The organism is Streptomyces sp. NPDC025806, from assembly GCF_055558275.1.
Genome location: NZ_JBVHMU010000002.1, coordinates 25563 through 42475 on the forward strand (window position 1 = coordinate 25563; position 16913 = coordinate 42475).

The following is a 16913-nucleotide window of genomic DNA, read 5'->3' on the forward strand; positions in this document are numbered from 1 at the left end:
GGGATCAACCCCATGTCCGACCCCACCGCGAAACAACCCAACGGCTTCTGGGCCCAGGCCACGCACGACCCCGCCCGCCCCGCGCTGATCGCCCCGGACGGCACAGAATGGACCGCAGGCGACCTGCACGCCGCCACCAACCGCCTCGTCCACGGCCTCCGCGCAGCCGGACTGGAACGCGGCGACGCCTTCGCCGTCGTACTCCCCAACGGCGTCGAGTTCTTCACCGCCTACCTCGCGGCGGCCCAGGCCGGCTTCTACCTCGTCCCGGTCAACCACCACCTCGTCGGTCCCGAGATCGCCTGGATCGTCGCCGACTCCGGCGCCAAGGTCCTCATCGCCCACGAACGCTTCGCCGAACAGGCCCGCGCCGCCGCGGACGAGGCGAAGCTCCCGCCCACGCACCGCTACGCCGTGGGCGGCGCCGTCATCACCTTCCGTCCGTACGCCGAACTCCTCGACGGCCAGAGCGAGGAGCCGCCCGCCGACCGCACCCTCGGCTGGGTCATGAACTACACCTCGGGCACCACGGGCCGCCCCCGCGGCATCCGCCGCCCGCTCTCCGGCAAGCTCCCCGAGGAGTCCTACCTCGGCGGCTTCCTCGGCATCTTCGGCATCAAGCCCTTCGACGACAACGTCCACCTGGTCTGCTCGCCGCTCTACCACACGGCCGTGCTCCAGTTCGCGGGCGCGTCGCTGCACATCGGGCACACCCTCGTCCTCATGGACAAGTGGACGCCCGAGGAGATGCTCCGCCTCATCGACACCCACCGCTGCACGCACACGCACATGGTGCCGACCCAGTTCCACCGCCTGCTCGCGCTGCCGCAGGACGTGAAGGACCGCTACGACGTGTCGTCCATGCGGCACGCCATCCACGGCGCCGCGCCCTGCCCCGACCACGTGAAACGCGCCATGATCGACTGGTGGGGCGGCTGCGTCGAGGAGTACTACGCGGCGAGCGAGGGCGGCGGAGCGTTCGCCACCGCCGAGGACTGGCTCAAGAAGCCCGGCACGGTCGGCAAGGCCTGGCCCATCAGCGAGCTCGCCGTCTTCGACGACGACGGCAACCGGCTGCCCCCGGGCGAACTCGGCACCGTCTACATGAAGATGAGCACCGGCGGATTCGCGTACCACAAGGACGAGGGCAAGACCCGCAAGAACCGCATCGGCGACTTCTTCACCGTCGGCGACCTGGGCGTCCTCGACGAGGACGGCTATCTCTTCCTGCGCGACCGCAAGATCGACATGATCATCTCGGGCGGGGTGAACATCTACCCCGCCGAGATCGAGTCGGAGCTCCTCGCGCACCCGGCCGTCGCCGACGCCGCCGCGTTCGGCATCCCCCATGACGACTGGGGCGAGGAGGTCAAGGCCGTCGTCGAGGTCGCCGACGGCTACACGGCGGGGGAGCCGCTCGCCGCGGAGATCCTCGCCCACTGCGAGCGGCGGCTCGCGGGCTACAAGCGACCCAAGACCGTCGACTTCATCGAGACGATGCCCCGCGACCCGAACGGCAAGCTGTACAAGCGCCGCCTGCGCGACCCGTACTGGGAGGGCCGCACCCGGGCCGTCTGAACCGCTCGGCGCACAGGAAAGGGGGAGGCCGGCCGGCCTCCCCCTTCACCGTGACCGCGCCGGGAAGACTCAGTCGTGCACCCGCACCACCCGCAACGCGGGCGAGCGCAGGATGTCCTTCTCGCAGAAGCGCTCCGTGACCCACTTCCCGCCCGAGAACAGCCGGGTCTGGTCACTGGAGTGCGCCGACGTCGAGCTCGACGACTGACCGTACGTCAGGAGCGTACGGGCCACCGGGCAGCGGCCGCCGTCCCAGCCCACGGCCTGGATGTAGCTGGAGCCGTGCACGACCTCGGTGTAGCCGCCGCCCGCCGGGTCCCAGGTGGGCTCGACCTTGTTCCACACGCCCAGCGACTCCGTGCCGCCGTGCACCGGGATCCGCTCCCCGCCGCGCACCACGAACTGGTTGCGGCCGAGCTCCCCGTCCAACGGGATGCCCGCGCCACGCAGTTCGGCGACCGCGTCCGCGAGCGCCGTCGCGAAGCCGGGCGCCTGCGTGTTCAGCGTGTTCGGCGTGCGGACCGGGTCGGCCGCGTCGAACGGCACCTTCCACAGTTGCGCGGCCGGCACCTTCGCCGTCAGCTTGCGCCAGAACCGGTCGAAGAGCAGCGCCCCGCGACTGTCCGTCCGCATCGTGCGGTCCCACGCGGCCAGCACCCGGCACGCCTGCGTGACGTCGACCGCCTTGCCGTCGCTGCCCGTGGCCGTGCCGCCCGGCAGCGCCGCGCAGGCCGCTGCCGTGTCCGCCGCCGCCAGATCACCGGCCGGTACCCGGTCCGCGAACTGCTGGCGCTGGAGGTCCGCCACCGTCAGCTTCCCGCGCCCGGCCATCGCCGCGACGTCCTCGACCGCGCCCCGCGTCCGCATCGAGCGCGGCGTGCCGACCGTGCCGAAGACCCGCTCGTACCCGGTCAGTGGCCGGTCCGCGTTGGCCAGCCACGCGCTGTCGTTGGAGTTCTCGGCGTAGGGGGCGTCCTTGAGGACCGGCATCCGGGACGGGCCGAAGATGCCCGGCTGCACCGCGTCCGCGTCCTTGCCGAGCGCGCAGTCCCCGCGCGAGCCGTCGAGCACCGCGACCCCGGAGGCCGGATACGTGACCTTGCCGAGCGGCGTCGAGCAGCGCGCCGCCAGGTCGTCGGTGATGCGCGGCAGCACCTGCGACTGCGTGAACAGGGAGTGCCCCGCGGAGTCCGCCGCGATCGTGTTCACCCACGGGATGCCCTGGGTCCGGCGCAGGGCGCGCAGCACGTCGTCCGTCGAGCGGGCCTTGCCGAAGCCGAGCGCCGTGTCCGAGGCGCGCAGGTTCAGCGCGTTCGGATCGTTCAGCGCGTACGCCGTCGTCGCCGTCCACGGCAGCGGCAGACCCGCGCCCATCGAGGTGACCACCGGGCCGTAGCGCGTCCACCACTGGGTACGGGTCACGTCCGGGCCGCCCTTGACGGGCACCGTGACCGTCCGGCGCGTCATCTGCTCGCGCTCGCCGTCGACCACGTACGCGGTCGGGTCGGCCGGGTCGAGGGTGAGCTGGTGCAGGTTGAGGGTGACGCCCGTGGCGACGGTGTGGCTCCAGGCGAGGTGCGCGTTGTGGCCGATGGAGACGCCGATCGTGCCGAGCAGCGAGCCGCCCATCACGTTCAGCTCACCCGGGATCGTCTGCTGCGACTGCCAGAAGCGGCGCCCGCCCTGCCACGGGTAGTGCGGGTTGCCGAGCAGCAGGCCCCGCCCGTTCGCCGTCGTGTCCCCGCTGAACGCCACCGCGTTCGAGCCCATGTCCGCGTGGTCCTGCGCGAACATCTCCTTTGCGGCGTCCGCGAGTTCCTTCTTGTCCGGGGACTGCGGGGCGGCCGCTCCGGGCGCGGGCGGCTGGGCGGCCGTGATGCCGTCGACGCCGCGGCCCTGCCCGCCGAGCACGGATATCGCGAAGCCGCGCGCCGCCACGTCCAGCGCCGTCACCGGCTCGACCCAGTCGGCACCCTTGCACGCCGGGTCCGTGATCGGGTGGTCCCGCAGCCACGCGTTGTATCCGGCGGCCCAGCCGCGCATCGCGTCCTTGGCGTCCTGGCTCGGGCCCGCCGGGGCCGGGGTGGCGAGCAGCTTCTCCACGGTGCGGCTGTCGCGGACCCCGCGGAAGTACAGGTCGCTGGCCAGGTTCGTGGTCGCCGACGACAGGGAGCCGTCCGGCGCCGCGTCCGCCCCGAACCGGCGGGCGCGCTCGCCGCGCACCGTCACGAACCCGTCGGCCAGCGTGCACACCTGGTCGGCGGCCTGCGCCCACCCGGTGCCGAACCCGAGGCTCGCGTAGTCCTTCGCGACGATGTGCGGAATCCCGTACTCGGTGTACCGGATGGTGGCGGAGAGGCCGCCGCCGTGCGGGTGATCCGCGCGGCCGGCCTGCGCGGACGGCGCCGCGGCCGTGCTGCCGAGCACGGTCAGCAGAGTGATCCCGACGGCCGCAAGGGGCCGCCGTCTCGGGCGGGTGCGCATCGTGCTCCCAACTGGAGGGGAAACAGGGGCGGTTGAGCGTACCAACGGGTATGTCGCCTGCCGAGGCCCTTGCACACACCTCTTGACCCGGGGCTTCGCACCGCTGAGGATCACGCCATGACGAGCTCACCGGCAGCAGAGGCAAGGGGCAGCACGGTCGACGGCGTGCTGCGGCGCAGCGCCCGCCGCACCCCGGCACGGGTCGCCCTGCGCTACGGACCGCGCTCCTGGACGTACGAGGAGCTGGACGACGCCGTCTCGCGCGCGGCCGGGGTCCTGCGCGGCCTGGGTCTGTCCGCCGGTGACCGGGTCGGCGCCTACGGCCACAACTCGGACGCCTACCTGATCGGCTTCCTCGCCTGCGCGCGGGCCGGCCTCGTGCACGTGCCGGTCAACCAGAACCTGACCGGTGACGACCTCACCTACCTCGTCCGGCAGTCCGGCAGCACCCTCGTCCTCACCGACCCCGACCTCGCCCACCACCTGCCCGAGGGCACCGACACCCTGGCGCTGCGCGACGCCGACGACTGCCTGCTCGCCCGGCTGCCCGCCGCGGCGCCGTACGACGGTCCGACGCCACGCGCCGACGATCTCGTCCAGCTCCTCTACACCTCCGGCACGACCGCCCTGCCCAAGGGTGCCCGCATGACGCACCGGGCCCTTGTGCACGAGTACGTCAGCGCGATCCACGCCCTCGACCTCAAGGCGACCGACCGGCCGGTGCACGCGCTGCCGCTCTACCACTCGGCCCAGATGCACGTGTTCCTCCTGCCCTACCTCGCGGTCGGCGCCACGAACACGCTGCTCGACGCGCCCGCCCCCGGACCGATCCTCGATCTCGTCGAGGCGGGCGAGGCCGACAGCCTCTTCGCGCCGCCGACCGTGTGGATCGCCCTGTCCCAGGACCCCGGCTTCGCCACCCGGGACCTCGGCTCCCTGCGCAAGGCGTACTACGGCGCCTCGATCATGCCCGTGCCCGTCCTGGAAAGGCTGCGCGAGCGGCTGCCCTCGCTCGCCTTCTACAACTGCTTCGGGCAGAGCGAGATCGGGCCGCTCGCCACCGTCCTCGGCCCCGACGAGCACGAGGGCCGAATGGATTCGTGCGGACGCCCCGTCCTGTTCGTCGAGGCGAAGATCGTCGACGAGGACGGCAAGGACGTGCCCGACGGCACGCCCGGCGAGGTCGTCTACCGCTCACCGCAGCTGTGCGACGGCTACTGGGACAAGCCCGAGGAGACCGAACAGGCCTTCCGCGACGGCTGGTTCCGCTCGGGCGACCTCGCCGTGCGGGACGCCGAGGGCTACTTCACCGTCGTCGACCGGGTCAAGGACGTCATCAACTCCGGCGGCGTCCTGGTCGCCTCCCGCCAGGTCGAGGACGCGCTCTACACCCATCCCGCCGTCGCGGAGACGGCCGTCGTCGGCCTGCCGGACGAGCGCTGGATCGAGGCCGTGACCGCCGTCGTGGTGCGCGGCGCAGAGGTCACCGAGGCCGAACTCCTCGCCCACGCCCGCGAGAAGCTCGCCCACTTCAAGGCGCCGAAGCGGATCGTCTTCGTGGACGAACTCCCGCGCAACGCGAGCGGAAAGATCCTCAAGCGAGAACTACGGGACCGCTTCGCCGCCGGATGAGCGGGCGGGCGAACCCGCCCGTGAACCGGCTCATACGTTCCGCAGGTCCATGATGCGCTTGATCTTGCCGACCGAGCGCTCCAGGGTCTCGGGGTCGACGATCTCCACGGAGACCGTCACGCCGACCCCCTCCTTCATGCCCGCCGCGATGGCCCGCGCCGCCGCCTCCCGCTCGGCCGGGGTCGCGTCCGGGCGGGCCTCCGCGCGGATCGTCAGGGCGTCCATGCGGCCCTCGTGGGTCAGCTTCAGCTGGAAGTGCGGGGCGACGGCCGGGGTGCGCAGCACGATCTCCTCGACCTGGGTCGGGAACAGGTTCACCCCGCGCAGGATCACCATGTCGTCGCTGCGGCCCGTGATCTTCTCCATGCGGCGGAACGCGGGCCGCGCCGTCCCGGGAAGCAGCCGGGTCAGATCCCGGGTCCGGTAGCGGATCACGGGCATCGCCTGCTTGGTGAGCGAGGTGAAGACGAGCTCGCCCTGCTCGCCGTCGGGCAGCACCTCGCCCGTGATCGGGTCGACGATCTCGGGGAGGAAGTGGTCCTCCCAGATGTGCAGCCCGTCCTTGGTCTCCACGCACTCCTGCGAGACGCCGGGCCCCATGACCTCGGACAGGCCGTAGATGTCGACGGCGTCGATCCCGGCCCGCTCCTCGATCTCGCGCCGCATCTCCTCCGTCCACGGTTCCGCGCCGAAGATCCCGACCCGCAGCGAGGAGGTGCGCGGGTCGACGCCCTGCCGCTCGAACTCGTCGAGCAGCGTCAGCATGTACGACGGCGTGACCATGATGATCTCGGGCTTCAGATCCTGGATGAGCCGCACCTGCCGCGAGGTCATCCCGCCGGACGCCGGGATGACCGTACAGCCGAGCCGCTCGGCCCCGTAGTGCGCGCCGAGACCGCCCGTGAACAGCCCGTACCCGTACGCCACGTGCACCGTGTCCCCGGGGCGGCCGCCGGCCGCGCGGATCGCCCGTGCCACCAGGTCCGCCCAGGTGTCCAGGTCGTCCTGTGTGTACCCCACGACGGTCGGCAGGCCCGTCGTGCCGCTGGAGGCGTGCAGCCGGCGCACGTCGGAGCGGTCCACGGCGAACATCCCGAACGGGTAGTTGTCCCGCAGGTCCGTCTTGACCGTGAACGGGAAGCGGGCCAGGTCCGCGAGCGAGGCGCAGTCCTGCGGGCGGACCCCGGCCTTGTCGAAGGCGTCGCGGTAGAACGGCACCCGCTCGTAGACGCGGGCCAGGGTCTCCCGCAGCCGCTCCAGCTGGAGCGCCCGCAGCTCGGGCAGGCCCATCAGCTCGCCCGCGTCCCAGCCCTGCGTGTTCGAAGCCCTCGACGTCATCGTCCGCACTCCCGAAGTCCCGACCGATCATTCGGTTGATCTGCTGACGTCAGTAATTCAAGCCGGGACCGCCCACGTCAAGAGATGCGGGCGTGCGGGTTGTCCCTCGCCTCCAGGACGTACGGGGTGGTGGTGCCCAGCGCGACGAAGCCGAGGCGCTCCAGGATCGGCCGGCTGTACGGCGAGGCGTCGACGTGCACGTACCGAAAGCCGCGCTCGGCGGCGATGCGGGTCCGGAACGCGACCAGGGAGCGGTAGATCCCGCGCCCGCGCCAGGCCGGGACCGTGCCGCCGCCCCACAGGCTCACGAAGTCCGTGCCCGGGTGCAGCTCGAGCCGGGCGGCGCTCACCGGCTCGTCCCCGGCCAGCGCGACCACTGCGGCGACCGTGCCCGGATCCTGCGCCAGCTGGCTGCGCAGCAACTGCCCGATGACCGAGCGTCCGCCCTCGAAGGCCTGGTCGTGCACCTTCTCGACGAGCGCGACGTCCGCCTCCTCGGTCACCGGCAGCAGCCGGATCCCGTCCGGCAGCGGCCCGTCGAGCGGCAGCGCCGCCGTCTCGGCGACGAGCAGCGTCTCGCACTCCTCGGCGGTGAACCCGGCCGCCGTCAGGCGCGCGGGCAGATCGGCGGGCCGGTCGTGCCCGTACGTCTTCCACTCGACGTCCCGCCCGGCCGCGCCGAAGAAGCGGACCTGCTCCGCGATCGCCGCGTCGGCGCTCTCCTCGTCGAGGTCCGACCAGAGCACCGCGCTCCAGCCGCCCTCGGGGCCGAGCTGGCGCACGACACCGCCGGTCCGCTCGATCACCGCGCCCGCCTCGTCGGGCCGCGCCTCGCGCCGCATCTGCCGGTCGTACAGGTCCAGTACCGTTTCAGGAATCATGCGGTCACCCCAGCACCCGCTCGGTGCCGGGGCAACCGGATTAAATCTGTGCTAGCCGGCCGCGGAGTCCGCCGCCACGGTGCGCGCCCACCGGTAGTCGGCCTTGCCGCTGGGGGAGCGCTGGATGCGGTCCGTCACGACGAGCTGGCGGGGGATCTTGTAGCCGGCGAGATGGGTGCGGCAGTGCGTCTGGAGCGAGTCCAGGGTCAGCTCCCCGGCGCCGTCGCGCAGCTGCACCACGGCCGCCACATGGTTGCCCCACTTCGGATCCGGGACCCCGGCGACCAGCGCGTCGTAGATGTCCGGATGCGACTTGAGGGCCTGCTCGACCTCTTCCGGGTAGACCTTCTCGCCCCCGGTGTTGATGCACTGCGAGCCCCGGCCGAGGACCGTGACGATGCCCTCCTCGTCGACGGTCGCCATGTCGCCGAGCAGCACCCAGCGCGCCCCGTCGTACTCGAAGAAGGTCTCGGCGGTCTTCTTCGGGTCGTTGTAGTAGCCGAGCGGCACATGGCCGCGCTGCGCGAGCCGCCCCACCTCGCCGACCGCGACCGGCCGGTGCGTCGCCGGATCCACCACCTGCGTACGGGCGTTGACCCGCAGCCGGAAGCCCTGTCCGGCCCCCGAGCCGTCGGTCGCCGTGCCGTTGAACCCGGACTCGGACGAACCGAAGTTGTTCAGGAGCATCACGTTCGGCACCAGTGCCTGGAACGCGGCCCGCACCGAGTCCGACATGATCGCGCCGGACGAGGAGACGCTGAACATCGACGAGCAGTCGGTGCCCTTCAGCGGGCCGCTCAGCGCGTCGATCAGTGGACGCAGCATCGCGTCGCCCACCAGCGACATGCTGGTGACCTTCTCCTTCTCGATCGTGCGCAGCACTTCCTCCGGCACGAACTTGCTGTGGATGACGACGCGCTGGCCGAAGTTGAAGCCGATGAACGCGGTGAGCGTCGACGTGCCGTGCATCAGGGGCGGCGTCGGGAAGAACGTGATGCCGTCGCCGCCCGCCGCGACCCGCTCCGCGAGCTCCTCCGGCCGGGCCACCGGCTCCCCGGTCGGAGCGCCGCCCCCGAGGCCCGAGAAGAACAGGTCCTCCTGGCGCCACATCACGCCCTTGGGCATGCCCGTGGTGCCGCCGGTGTAGATGATGAACTGGTCGTCGGCCGAGCGCGGCCCGAAGCCGCGCTCCGGCGAACCGGCGGCCTCCGCCTCCGTGAAGTCGACCGCCTTCAGCGGCGGCGCGGCCGGATCCGGGGTCCCCACCCGGACCAGGTGCCGCAGCTTCTCCGTCCGCGGCAGCGCCGCCGCGACCCGCTCGGTGAACTCGGCGTCGAAGACCAGCGCGGTCAGATCGGCGTCGCGGTAGAGGTAGACCAACTCCTCTTCCACGTAGCGGTAGTTGACGTTCACCGGTACGACGCGCGCCTTGAGGCAGGCGAGCACGGTCTGGAGGTACTCGACCCCGTTGTAGAGGTGGAGCCCCAAGTGCTCGCCGGGCCGGACGCCGCTGTCGATGAGATGGTGCGCGAGGCGGTTGGCCGCCGCGTCCAGCTCCGCGTACGTCAGCCGGCGCTCCGCCCCGGTGCCCGGGTGATCGACATGGACGAGCGCCTCGCGGTCAGGGACCACGTCGACGACCGACTCGAACAGGTCGGCAAGGTTGTACTCCACCGCTCCTCCTGACCGTGGCACCGTCTCGTGTGCCGGTCATCACAGCAGAGTCGGCAGGAAGGCGGAAGAGGCCGCGGCAAGAAATCTGACTACCTGTCAGAAAACTCTTGTGCCCGTCCGCCCCCTCCTGCAACCTGTTCTCGTTCCGAGGGCTACGGGACTTCGGGGCTCCGGTCGACTGGAGGGCAGCCATGGGCGGTACCGAACATCTCGACGTACGGCGTGAGGGCGCGACGCTCGTCCTCACGCTCAACCGGCCGGAGGCGAAGAACGCCCTGTCCCTGCCGATGCTCGTCGGCCTCTACGACGGCTGGCTGAAGGCGGACGCCGACGACGCGATCCGCTCCGTCGTGCTCACCGGGGCCGGCGGCGCGTTCTGCGCGGGCATGGACCTCAAGGCGCTCGCCGGGAAGGGCATGGACGGGCAGCAGTACCGCGACCGCATGAAGGCCGACCCCGACCTGCACTGGAAGGCGATGCTGCGCCATCACCGGCCGCGCAAACCGGTGATCGCGGCGGTGGAGGGGGCCTGTGTCGCGGGCGGCACCGAGATCCTCCAGGGCACGGACATCCGGGTCGCGGGGGAGTCGGCCATGTTCGGGCTCTTCGAGGTCAAGCGGGGGCTGTTCCCGATCGGCGGGTCCACGGTCCGGCTGCCCCGGCAGATCCCGCGCACGCACGCGCTGGAGATGCTGCTCACGGGGCGGTCCTATTCCGCGGCGGAGGCGGCGGCGATCGGGCTGATCGGCAGTGTCGTGCCCGACGGCACCGCGCTGGACGCTGCGCTGGCTCTGGCGGAACGGGTCAATGCGTGCGGGCCGCTGGCGGTGGAGGCGGTGAAGGCCTCCGTGTACGAGTCCGCGGAGCTCTCCGAGTGGGACGGGCTCGCCGCCGAGCTCAAGCGGGGGTGGCCCATCTTCGACACGGCCGACGCGAAGGAAGGTGCCCGCGCTTTTGCGGAGCACCGCCCCGCCGTCTTCCGTCGCGAGTAGCCCGGCCGTCCGCCCGGTGGGGCTTCTCGCGCAGTTCCCCGCGCCCCTAGAGGCGAGCGGCTTCGCCGCTCAGCCTCTATCGGGGAAATGCGACCCGAAGGGTCTGCATTTCAGGGGCGCGGGGAACTGCGCGACCAGCCCCCACCGGGCGGCACCCGGCGACGAGACAGCGAACCCCGCAGACGGGGACCCGACCCGAACCGAAGGAGACCCGCGCGATGACGACAGCCCCCCGCCCAGACATACTCCGCGCACCCCTGATCGTGGAGTTCCCATTCACCCGCTCCCTGGGCCCCGTCCAGAGCGCCTTCCTCACCGGACTCCGGAACAAGGTCACCCTCGGCGTCCGCACCCCGACCGGCAAGGTCCTCGTACCGCCCGTCGAGTACGACCCGGACACCGCCGAGGAGCTCCGCGACCTCGTCGAGGTCGGCACCACCGGCACCGTCACCACCTGGGCCTGGAACCACGCCCCGCGCCGCGGCCAGCCCCTCGACACCCCGTTCGCCTGGGTCCTGGTCAAGCTCGACGGCGCCGACACCGCCCTCCTGCACGCCCTCGACGTCCCGGGCCCCGACGCCGTGCACACCGGACAGCGCGTCCGCGTCCGCTGGGCGGCCGAGCGTGAGGGCGCCATCACCGACATCGCCTGCTTCGAACCGGACGACAGCACGACGGACCCGGTCGAAGCCGCCCCGCACCAGGGCGAGTTCGGCGACATGGTCACCGGCATCGTCACCCCGGCCCGGCTCGACTACCAGTACGGCCCCGGCGGCGCCCAGACCCGGTACATCAACGCCCTCGCGGACCGCCGCACCGTCGGCGAACGCTGCCCCTCCTGCCACAAGGTCTACGTCCCGCCCCGCGGCGCCTGCCCCACCTGCGGCGTCGCCACCACCGAACAGGTCGAGGTCGGCCCGGCCGGCACCGTCACCACGTACTGCATCGTGAACATCAAGGCGAAGAACCTCGACATCGAAGTGCCGTACGTCTACGCGCACATCGCGCTCGACGGCGCCGACCTCGCCCTGCACGGCCGCATCGCCGGGATCCCCTACGACCAGGTGCGCATGGGCCTGCGCGTCGAACCGGTCTGGACCGAGGGCGGGCGCTATCCCGACCACTACCGGCCGACCGGCGAACCGGACGCCGACTACGACACGTACAAGGAGCTGATCTGAGATGCGGCCGCCGATCCGGGACATCGCCGTCGTCGCCTTCGCGCAGAGCGACCACCGGCGCACCACCGACGAGGTGTCGGAGGTGGAGATGCTGATGCCCGTGCTGCACCAGGTCCTCGACGCCACCGGCCTGAAGACCAGTGACATCGGGTTCACCTGCTCGGGGTCCAGCGACTATCTCGCGGGCCGCGCCTTCTCGTTCACCATGGCGCTCGACGGAGTCGGCGCCTGGCCGCCGATCTCCGAGTCGCATGTCGAGATGGACGGCGCCTGGGCGCTGTACGAGGCGTGGACCAAGCTCCTGACCGGCGAGGCCGACACCGCGCTCGTCTACTCCTACGGCAAGTCCTCACCCGGCTCCGTGCGCGACGTGCTCACCCGCCAGCTCGACCCCTACTACGTCGCCCCGCTGTGGCCCGACTCCGTCGCCCTCGCCGCGCTCCAGGCGCAGGCTCTCGTCGACGCCGGCGACACCGACGAGCAGGCTCTCGCGGGGGTCGCCGCCCACAGCCGCACCTCCGCCGCGGCCAACCCGCACGCCCAACTGCGCGGCCCCGGCGTCTCGCAGGGCGACTACGTCGTCCAGCCGCTGCGCACCGGCGACTGCCCGCCCGTCGGCGACGGCGCCGCCGCCGTGATCCTCGCCGCCGGCGACCGGGCCCGCGAACTGTGCGAGCGGCCCGCCTGGATCCGCGGCATCGACCACCGCATCGAGGCCCACTCCCTCGGCGTCCGCGACCTCACCGACTCGCCGTCCACCCGGCTCGCCGCCGAACGCGCGGGAGCCTTCGAACGGCCCGTCGACACTGCCGAGTTGCACGCCCCCTTCACCTCGCAGGAGGTCGTCCTGCGCAAGGCGCTCCGGCTCGGCGACGACGTCGACGTCAACCCGTCCGGCGGCGCCCTCGCCGCCAACCCCGTCATGGCCGCGGGCCTCATCCGCATCGGCGAGGCCGCCGCCCGCATCCACCGCGGCGACGCGCACCGCGCCCTCGCCCACGCCACCTCCGGGCCCTGCCTCCAGCAGAACTTGGTCGCCGTACTCGAAGGGGATGACCAGCGATGAGCACCGCCGCGCACAAGGAACCTGTCGCGATCGTCGGCATCGGCCAGACCAAGCACGTCGCCGCCCGCCGCGACGTCTCCCTCGCCGGACTCGTCCGCGAGGCCGCCCGACGGGCCTTGGACGACGCCGAGTTGACCTGGGCCGACATCGACGCCGTCGTCATCGGCAAGGCGCCCGACTTCTTCGAGGGCGTCATGATGCCGGAGCTGTACCTCGCCGACGCGCTCGGCGCCGTCGGCAAGCCCATGCTCCGCGTCCACACCGCCGGTTCCGTCGGCGGCTCGACCGCGCTCGTCGCCTCGAACCTGATCGCGGGACGCGTCCACGGCACCGTCCTCACCCTCGCCTTCGAGAAGCAGTCCGAGTCCAACGCCATGTGGGGCCTGTCCCTGCCGATCCCCTTCCAGCAACCGCTCCTCGCCGGCGCCGGAGGCTTCTTCGCCCCCCACGTCCGCGCCTACATGCGGCGCACCGGCGCCCCCGACACCGTCGGCTCCCTGGTCGCCTACAAGGACCGCCGCAACGCGCTCAAGAACCCGTACGCCCACCTCCACGAGCACGACATCACCCTGGAGAAGGTGCAGGCCGCGCCCATGCTCTGGGACCCGATCCGCTACTCGGAGACCTGCCCCTCCTCCGACGGTGCCTGCGCGATGATCCTCACCGACCGCGCCGGAGCGGCCCGCGCCCCGCGTCCGCCCGCCTGGCTGCACGGCGGCGCCATGCGCAGCGAGCCGACCCTGTTCGCCGGGAAGGACTTCGTGTCGCCGCAGGCCGGCAAGGACTGCGCCGCCGACGTGTACCGGCAGGCGGGCATCGCCGACCCGCGCCGCGAGATCGACGCTGTCGAGATGTACGTGCCGTTCTCCTGGTACGAGCCGATGTGGCTGGAGAACCTCGGCTTCGCCGCCGAGGGCGAGGGCTGGAAACTCACCGAATCGGGTGTCACGGAGCTCGACGGGGACCTCCCCGTCAACATGTCGGGCGGCGTCCTGTCCACGAATCCGATCGGCGCCTCCGGCATGATCCGCTTCGCCGAGGCGGCCCTCCAGGTCCGCGGCCAGGCCGGGGAACACCAGGTGGACGGGGCCCGCAAGGTCCTCGGGCACGCCTACGGCGGCGGCGCCCAGTTCTTCTCCATGTGGCTCGTCGGCGCGCAGCCGCCCACGAGCTGAGCACCGCCGCGCCGCGCGGCCTGTGCGGGGCCCGGCCCGGTCGCTACGCTGGCGCACGGACGACGAACCGGGAGGAGCACGGACGTGGCCGAGAGCACCATCGACCAGCACCCGTTCGCGGGGTGGGACAAGCCGGATCTGGACCTGAGCGCGGCGGACTGGCGGTCCAGCAGCAACGGCAGGGGCGACGTCCAGATCGCCTTCGTCGAGGGGTTCGTCGCGATGCGCAACAGCGGCAGCCCGCAGAGCCCCTCGCTGATCTTCACCCCCGCCGAGTGGGGTGCGTTCGTGCACGGCGCCCGCGAGGGCGAGTTCGATCTGACGTAGCCCGTCGTCCGCGGTCCCCTTCGCCGATTTCCCTTCGACACGTGACCTTCGGCCCTGTCCTGCGGCGCGCGCATGCGCGACCCTGGCCGCAGGAACAGCCGGTCTAACAGGGCACGGACACCGTGCCCGGTGTCGGAGGCGAAACCAGTCATGAGCACGCCGCACGCCCAGCCCGTAGTCGCCGCGGTCGACGGATCCGACGACAGCCGCAGAGCCCTCGACTGGGCCCTCGCCGAGGCGTCCCGGCGCGGCACGGGACTGCGCGTCCTGCACGTGCGGCAGTACGCGCCGGCCGTGCAGCCCGGGGTGCTCGTCGCCGGGGGCGAGTCCCCCGAGCGCGAGGACCGCGTGCTCGAAGCGGTCCGCACCTCGCTCGCGGCGCGCGGCGGGGACTTGCCGCCCGTCGAGTACGTCAGCCGTGAAGGCCTCCCGGCCGCGCTGCTGCCCGAGGAGAGCGCGCGTGCCCAGCTGCTCGTGCTCGGCTCGCGCGGACGCGGTGGCTTCGCCAGCCTGCTGCTCGGGTCGAACGGCGTCGCGACGGCCCGGGACGCCGACTGCCCGGTCGTCGTGGTGCCCCGGCCGGGCCGCCGGATCGACTCCGAGACGCCCGTGCCGGCCGGCCCGCGCGTCGTCGTGGGCCTGCAGACCGACGACCCCGACGAGACGGCCCTCGCCTTCGCCTTCGCGCACGCCTCGCGCACCGGGGACCGGGTCCAGGTCGTCGCCGCGTACCCGTGGCCCGTACTGGCCTGGAGCGCGTTCGGCGACTTCACGCCGACGGTCCAGGATCAGCGGGCGGCCGAGCACGAGACCCTGAACCTCGCCAACGACGCGCTGGTGGACCTGCGGAAGTCTCACCCTGAAGTCGAGGTCGAGCTGTACGTCGCGCCGGGCGACGCGGCGGGCCATCTCGTCGACGCCTCCCGCGAGGCGGAACTCGTCGTCGTGGGCCGCCACCGCCGTCGCCTCACCCGCCCCGCCCCGATGCTCGGCTCGGTCACGCACGCGGTGCTGCTGCACGCGGCGAGCCCGGTGGCGGTGGTGCCGCCGGCGCCGCAGGAGGACGACGACTCGCACTGAACCGAGAGGCGTCAGCGCAGGACCACACATCCGCGCCCGGTCAGCTCGTCGAGCAGGCCGGGCGCGACGCGTACGTCGTTCCAGCGCAGGTCGAGCTTCTCCAGCGCGGGGAGTTCCGTGATCCAGGCGGGCAGTTCGCGCAGCCGGTTGCCGCGCAGGTCCAGGCGGCGCAGGCGCGGCAGTCCGCGCAGCGCCTCGGGCACGGTCGTGAACGCGTTCTCCCGCAGTTCCAGCTCGCGCAGTTCCGTCAGATCGCGCGCCGAGTCCGGGAGCGCGGTGAGCGCGTTGCCGCGCAGCCACAGTTCGCGCAGTGCGGACAGGGCGCCGATCCCGTCGGGCAGCGCCGTCAGACGATTGTGCTGGGCGCGCAGCTCGACCAGGCCGGCCATCGCGGCGAGCGTCCCCGGCAGCGCCGTCAGCCGGTTCTCGCCGACGTTCAGGTACGCGAGCCGGTCGAGCACGCCGATCGTGTCCGGGAGCTCGGTGAGCCGGTTGTCGTGCAGGTACAGGAAGCGGGTCAGGTGCGGCAGCGTGCCGATCCGCGCGGGCACCGACGTCAGCAGGTTGTGGCCGAGGTCGATCGTGTGCAGCCGGGTGAGATCGCCGATCCGGTCGGAGATCCCGGTCAGGCGGTTGTCGGGGAGGAGCAGCACCTCGACCCGCGGGTGGCGCCACACCTCGTCCGGCACGGAGTCCAGACCGGCCCGCCAGTAGTTCAGCACCTTCGGCACCGCTCCGCTCGCGGCCATCGCAGCCCTCGCCCCCGCCGTCGCCCGTCTAATGGTCGGCGCGGAATCTATCATTAGGGCGAGCCCTATGATGACCGCATGCCAGACAACGGCGCCGCCCCCGACAGCACCCGGCTCGCCCTCGACCTCGCCCTCACCGTCCGTCACGACGGCCACGGCGGTGTCGCCGACGACCTCACCACGCCCGAGGGCCTGACCACCTGGGTCCACGAGCACGCCGACGCGCTCCCCGTCGACGGCGGCTTCCGTGCCGACGACCCCGCACTCGACCGGGTCCGGGACCTGCGCGCCGCAGTCCGCGCCCTCTTCGCCCGCGCCGTGCGCCCGGGGGAGCCGAGCCCCGCCGACGCCCGCCGCCTGCTCCCCGTGCCCGAGGCGCTCGCCCGGCTGAACGCGGCCAACGCGCTGTGCCCCGTCGTGCCGGTACTGACCTGGGACCCCGCCGACGGCGCGACACCCCTCGTACAGGAGAGCGCCGCGCAGGACGCGCCGCCCGGCGACCTCCTCCTCGCCGCGCTGGCCCGCGCCGCGACCGCCTTCCTCGCGAGCGAGGACCGGACCCGGCTGCGGGCCTGCCACGCCCCCCGCTGCGTGCGCTACTTCCTCAAGGAGCACCCCCGCCAGGAGTGGTGCAAGCCCTCCTGCGGCAACCGCGCCCGGGTCGCCCGCCACCACGAGCGGCACAACTCCCGCACGGGACGGGCACCTCACAGCGAGTGAACCCCGACACGGGGCGAGCCGCCGAGTCGACGTACG

At 72.4% G+C, this 16913-nt stretch carries 14 protein-coding genes; 9 read left to right on the forward strand and 5 right to left on the reverse strand.

The features are described from left to right. Positions 1-12 precede the first annotated feature (12 nt). Complete coding sequence (locus ACZ4E1_RS03715) at positions 13-1578, forward strand: acyl-CoA synthetase (RefSeq protein ID WP_467535478.1); 1566 nt, start codon at positions 13-15, stop codon at positions 1576-1578. A 69-nt stretch (positions 1579-1647) separates the two neighbouring features. On the opposite strand, the gene ACZ4E1_RS03720 is transcribed toward ACZ4E1_RS03715, so the two are convergent. Beyond that, a complete protein-coding gene (locus ACZ4E1_RS03720) occupies positions 1648-4062 on the reverse strand; it encodes a penicillin acylase family protein (RefSeq protein WP_467535479.1) in 2415 nt (804 codons plus the stop codon). A 117-nt stretch (positions 4063-4179) separates the two neighbouring features. On the opposite strand from ACZ4E1_RS03720, the gene ACZ4E1_RS03725 reads away from it, so the two are divergent. Next, on the forward strand, positions 4180-5694 hold the full coding sequence (locus tag ACZ4E1_RS03725; protein WP_467535481.1) for an acyl-CoA synthetase: 1515 nt from the start codon (positions 4180-4182) through the stop codon (positions 5692-5694). A gap of 30 nt (positions 5695-5724) precedes the next feature. On the opposite strand, the gene paaK is transcribed toward ACZ4E1_RS03725, so the two are convergent. From paaK to ACZ4E1_RS03740, 3 genes are all read right to left on the reverse strand, one after another. Continuing rightward, on the reverse strand, positions 5725-7032 hold the full coding sequence (gene paaK / locus ACZ4E1_RS03730) for a phenylacetate--CoA ligase PaaK (protein ID WP_467535483.1): 1308 nt from the start codon (positions 7030-7032) through the stop codon (positions 5725-5727). Positions 7033-7109: 77 nt separating this feature from the next. Further along, positions 7110-7913, reverse strand: a complete 804-nt coding sequence (locus tag ACZ4E1_RS03735) for a GNAT family N-acetyltransferase (protein WP_467535484.1) — start codon at positions 7911-7913, stop codon at positions 7110-7112. A 51-nt stretch (positions 7914-7964) separates the two neighbouring features. Continuing rightward, complete coding sequence (locus ACZ4E1_RS03740; protein WP_467535485.1) at positions 7965-9587, reverse strand: acyl-CoA synthetase; 1623 nt, start codon at positions 9585-9587, stop codon at positions 7965-7967. A 191-nt stretch (positions 9588-9778) separates the two neighbouring features. Between ACZ4E1_RS03740 and ACZ4E1_RS03745 the strand changes: the two genes are divergently transcribed. The 6 genes from ACZ4E1_RS03745 (at position 9779) to ACZ4E1_RS03770 (ending at position 15408) form a co-directional block, all read left to right on the forward strand. Then, positions 9779-10579 carry a crotonase/enoyl-CoA hydratase family protein gene (locus ACZ4E1_RS03745; protein ID WP_467535486.1) on the forward strand — a complete coding sequence of 267 codons (801 nt, stop codon included), beginning with the start codon at positions 9779-9781 and terminating at the stop codon, positions 10577-10579. Positions 10580-10797: 218 nt separating this feature from the next. After that, positions 10798-11760: an OB-fold nucleic acid binding domain-containing protein gene (locus ACZ4E1_RS03750; protein ID WP_467535488.1), complete on the forward strand. Its 963-nt coding sequence runs from the start codon at positions 10798-10800 to the stop codon at positions 11758-11760. Between the two features lies 1 nt (position 11761). Next, entirely contained in the window at positions 11762-12826 is a 1065-nt protein-coding gene (locus ACZ4E1_RS03755) for a thiolase domain-containing protein (RefSeq protein ID WP_467535490.1), read from the forward strand. Next, on the forward strand, positions 12823-14001 hold the full coding sequence (locus tag ACZ4E1_RS03760) for a thiolase domain-containing protein (protein ID WP_467535491.1): 1179 nt from the start codon (positions 12823-12825) through the stop codon (positions 13999-14001). The genes ACZ4E1_RS03755 and ACZ4E1_RS03760 overlap by 4 nt, the downstream gene beginning before the upstream one ends. A gap of 84 nt (positions 14002-14085) precedes the next feature. Then, positions 14086-14328, forward strand: a complete 243-nt coding sequence (locus tag ACZ4E1_RS03765; RefSeq protein ID WP_467535492.1) for a DUF397 domain-containing protein — start codon at positions 14086-14088, stop codon at positions 14326-14328. Between the two features lie 150 nt (positions 14329-14478). Further along, positions 14479-15408 (forward strand): universal stress protein, encoded by a 930-nt coding sequence (locus tag ACZ4E1_RS03770; protein WP_467535494.1) that lies wholly within the window; start codon positions 14479-14481, stop codon positions 15406-15408. Between the two features lie 11 nt (positions 15409-15419). Here the strand turns inward: ACZ4E1_RS03770 and ACZ4E1_RS03775 are convergent, their stop codons facing one another. Further along, positions 15420-16157 carry a leucine-rich repeat domain-containing protein gene (locus ACZ4E1_RS03775; protein ID WP_467535495.1) on the reverse strand — a complete coding sequence of 246 codons (738 nt, stop codon included), beginning with the start codon at positions 16155-16157 and terminating at the stop codon, positions 15420-15422. A gap of 78 nt (positions 16158-16235) precedes the next feature. On the opposite strand from ACZ4E1_RS03775, the gene ACZ4E1_RS03780 reads away from it, so the two are divergent. Beyond that, the gene (locus ACZ4E1_RS03780) at positions 16236-16877 is read left to right on the forward strand and encodes a CGNR zinc finger domain-containing protein (RefSeq protein ID WP_467535497.1); all 642 of its coding nucleotides are present in this window, start codon (positions 16236-16238) and stop codon (positions 16875-16877) included. The last annotated feature ends 36 nt before the right edge of the window (positions 16878-16913 follow it).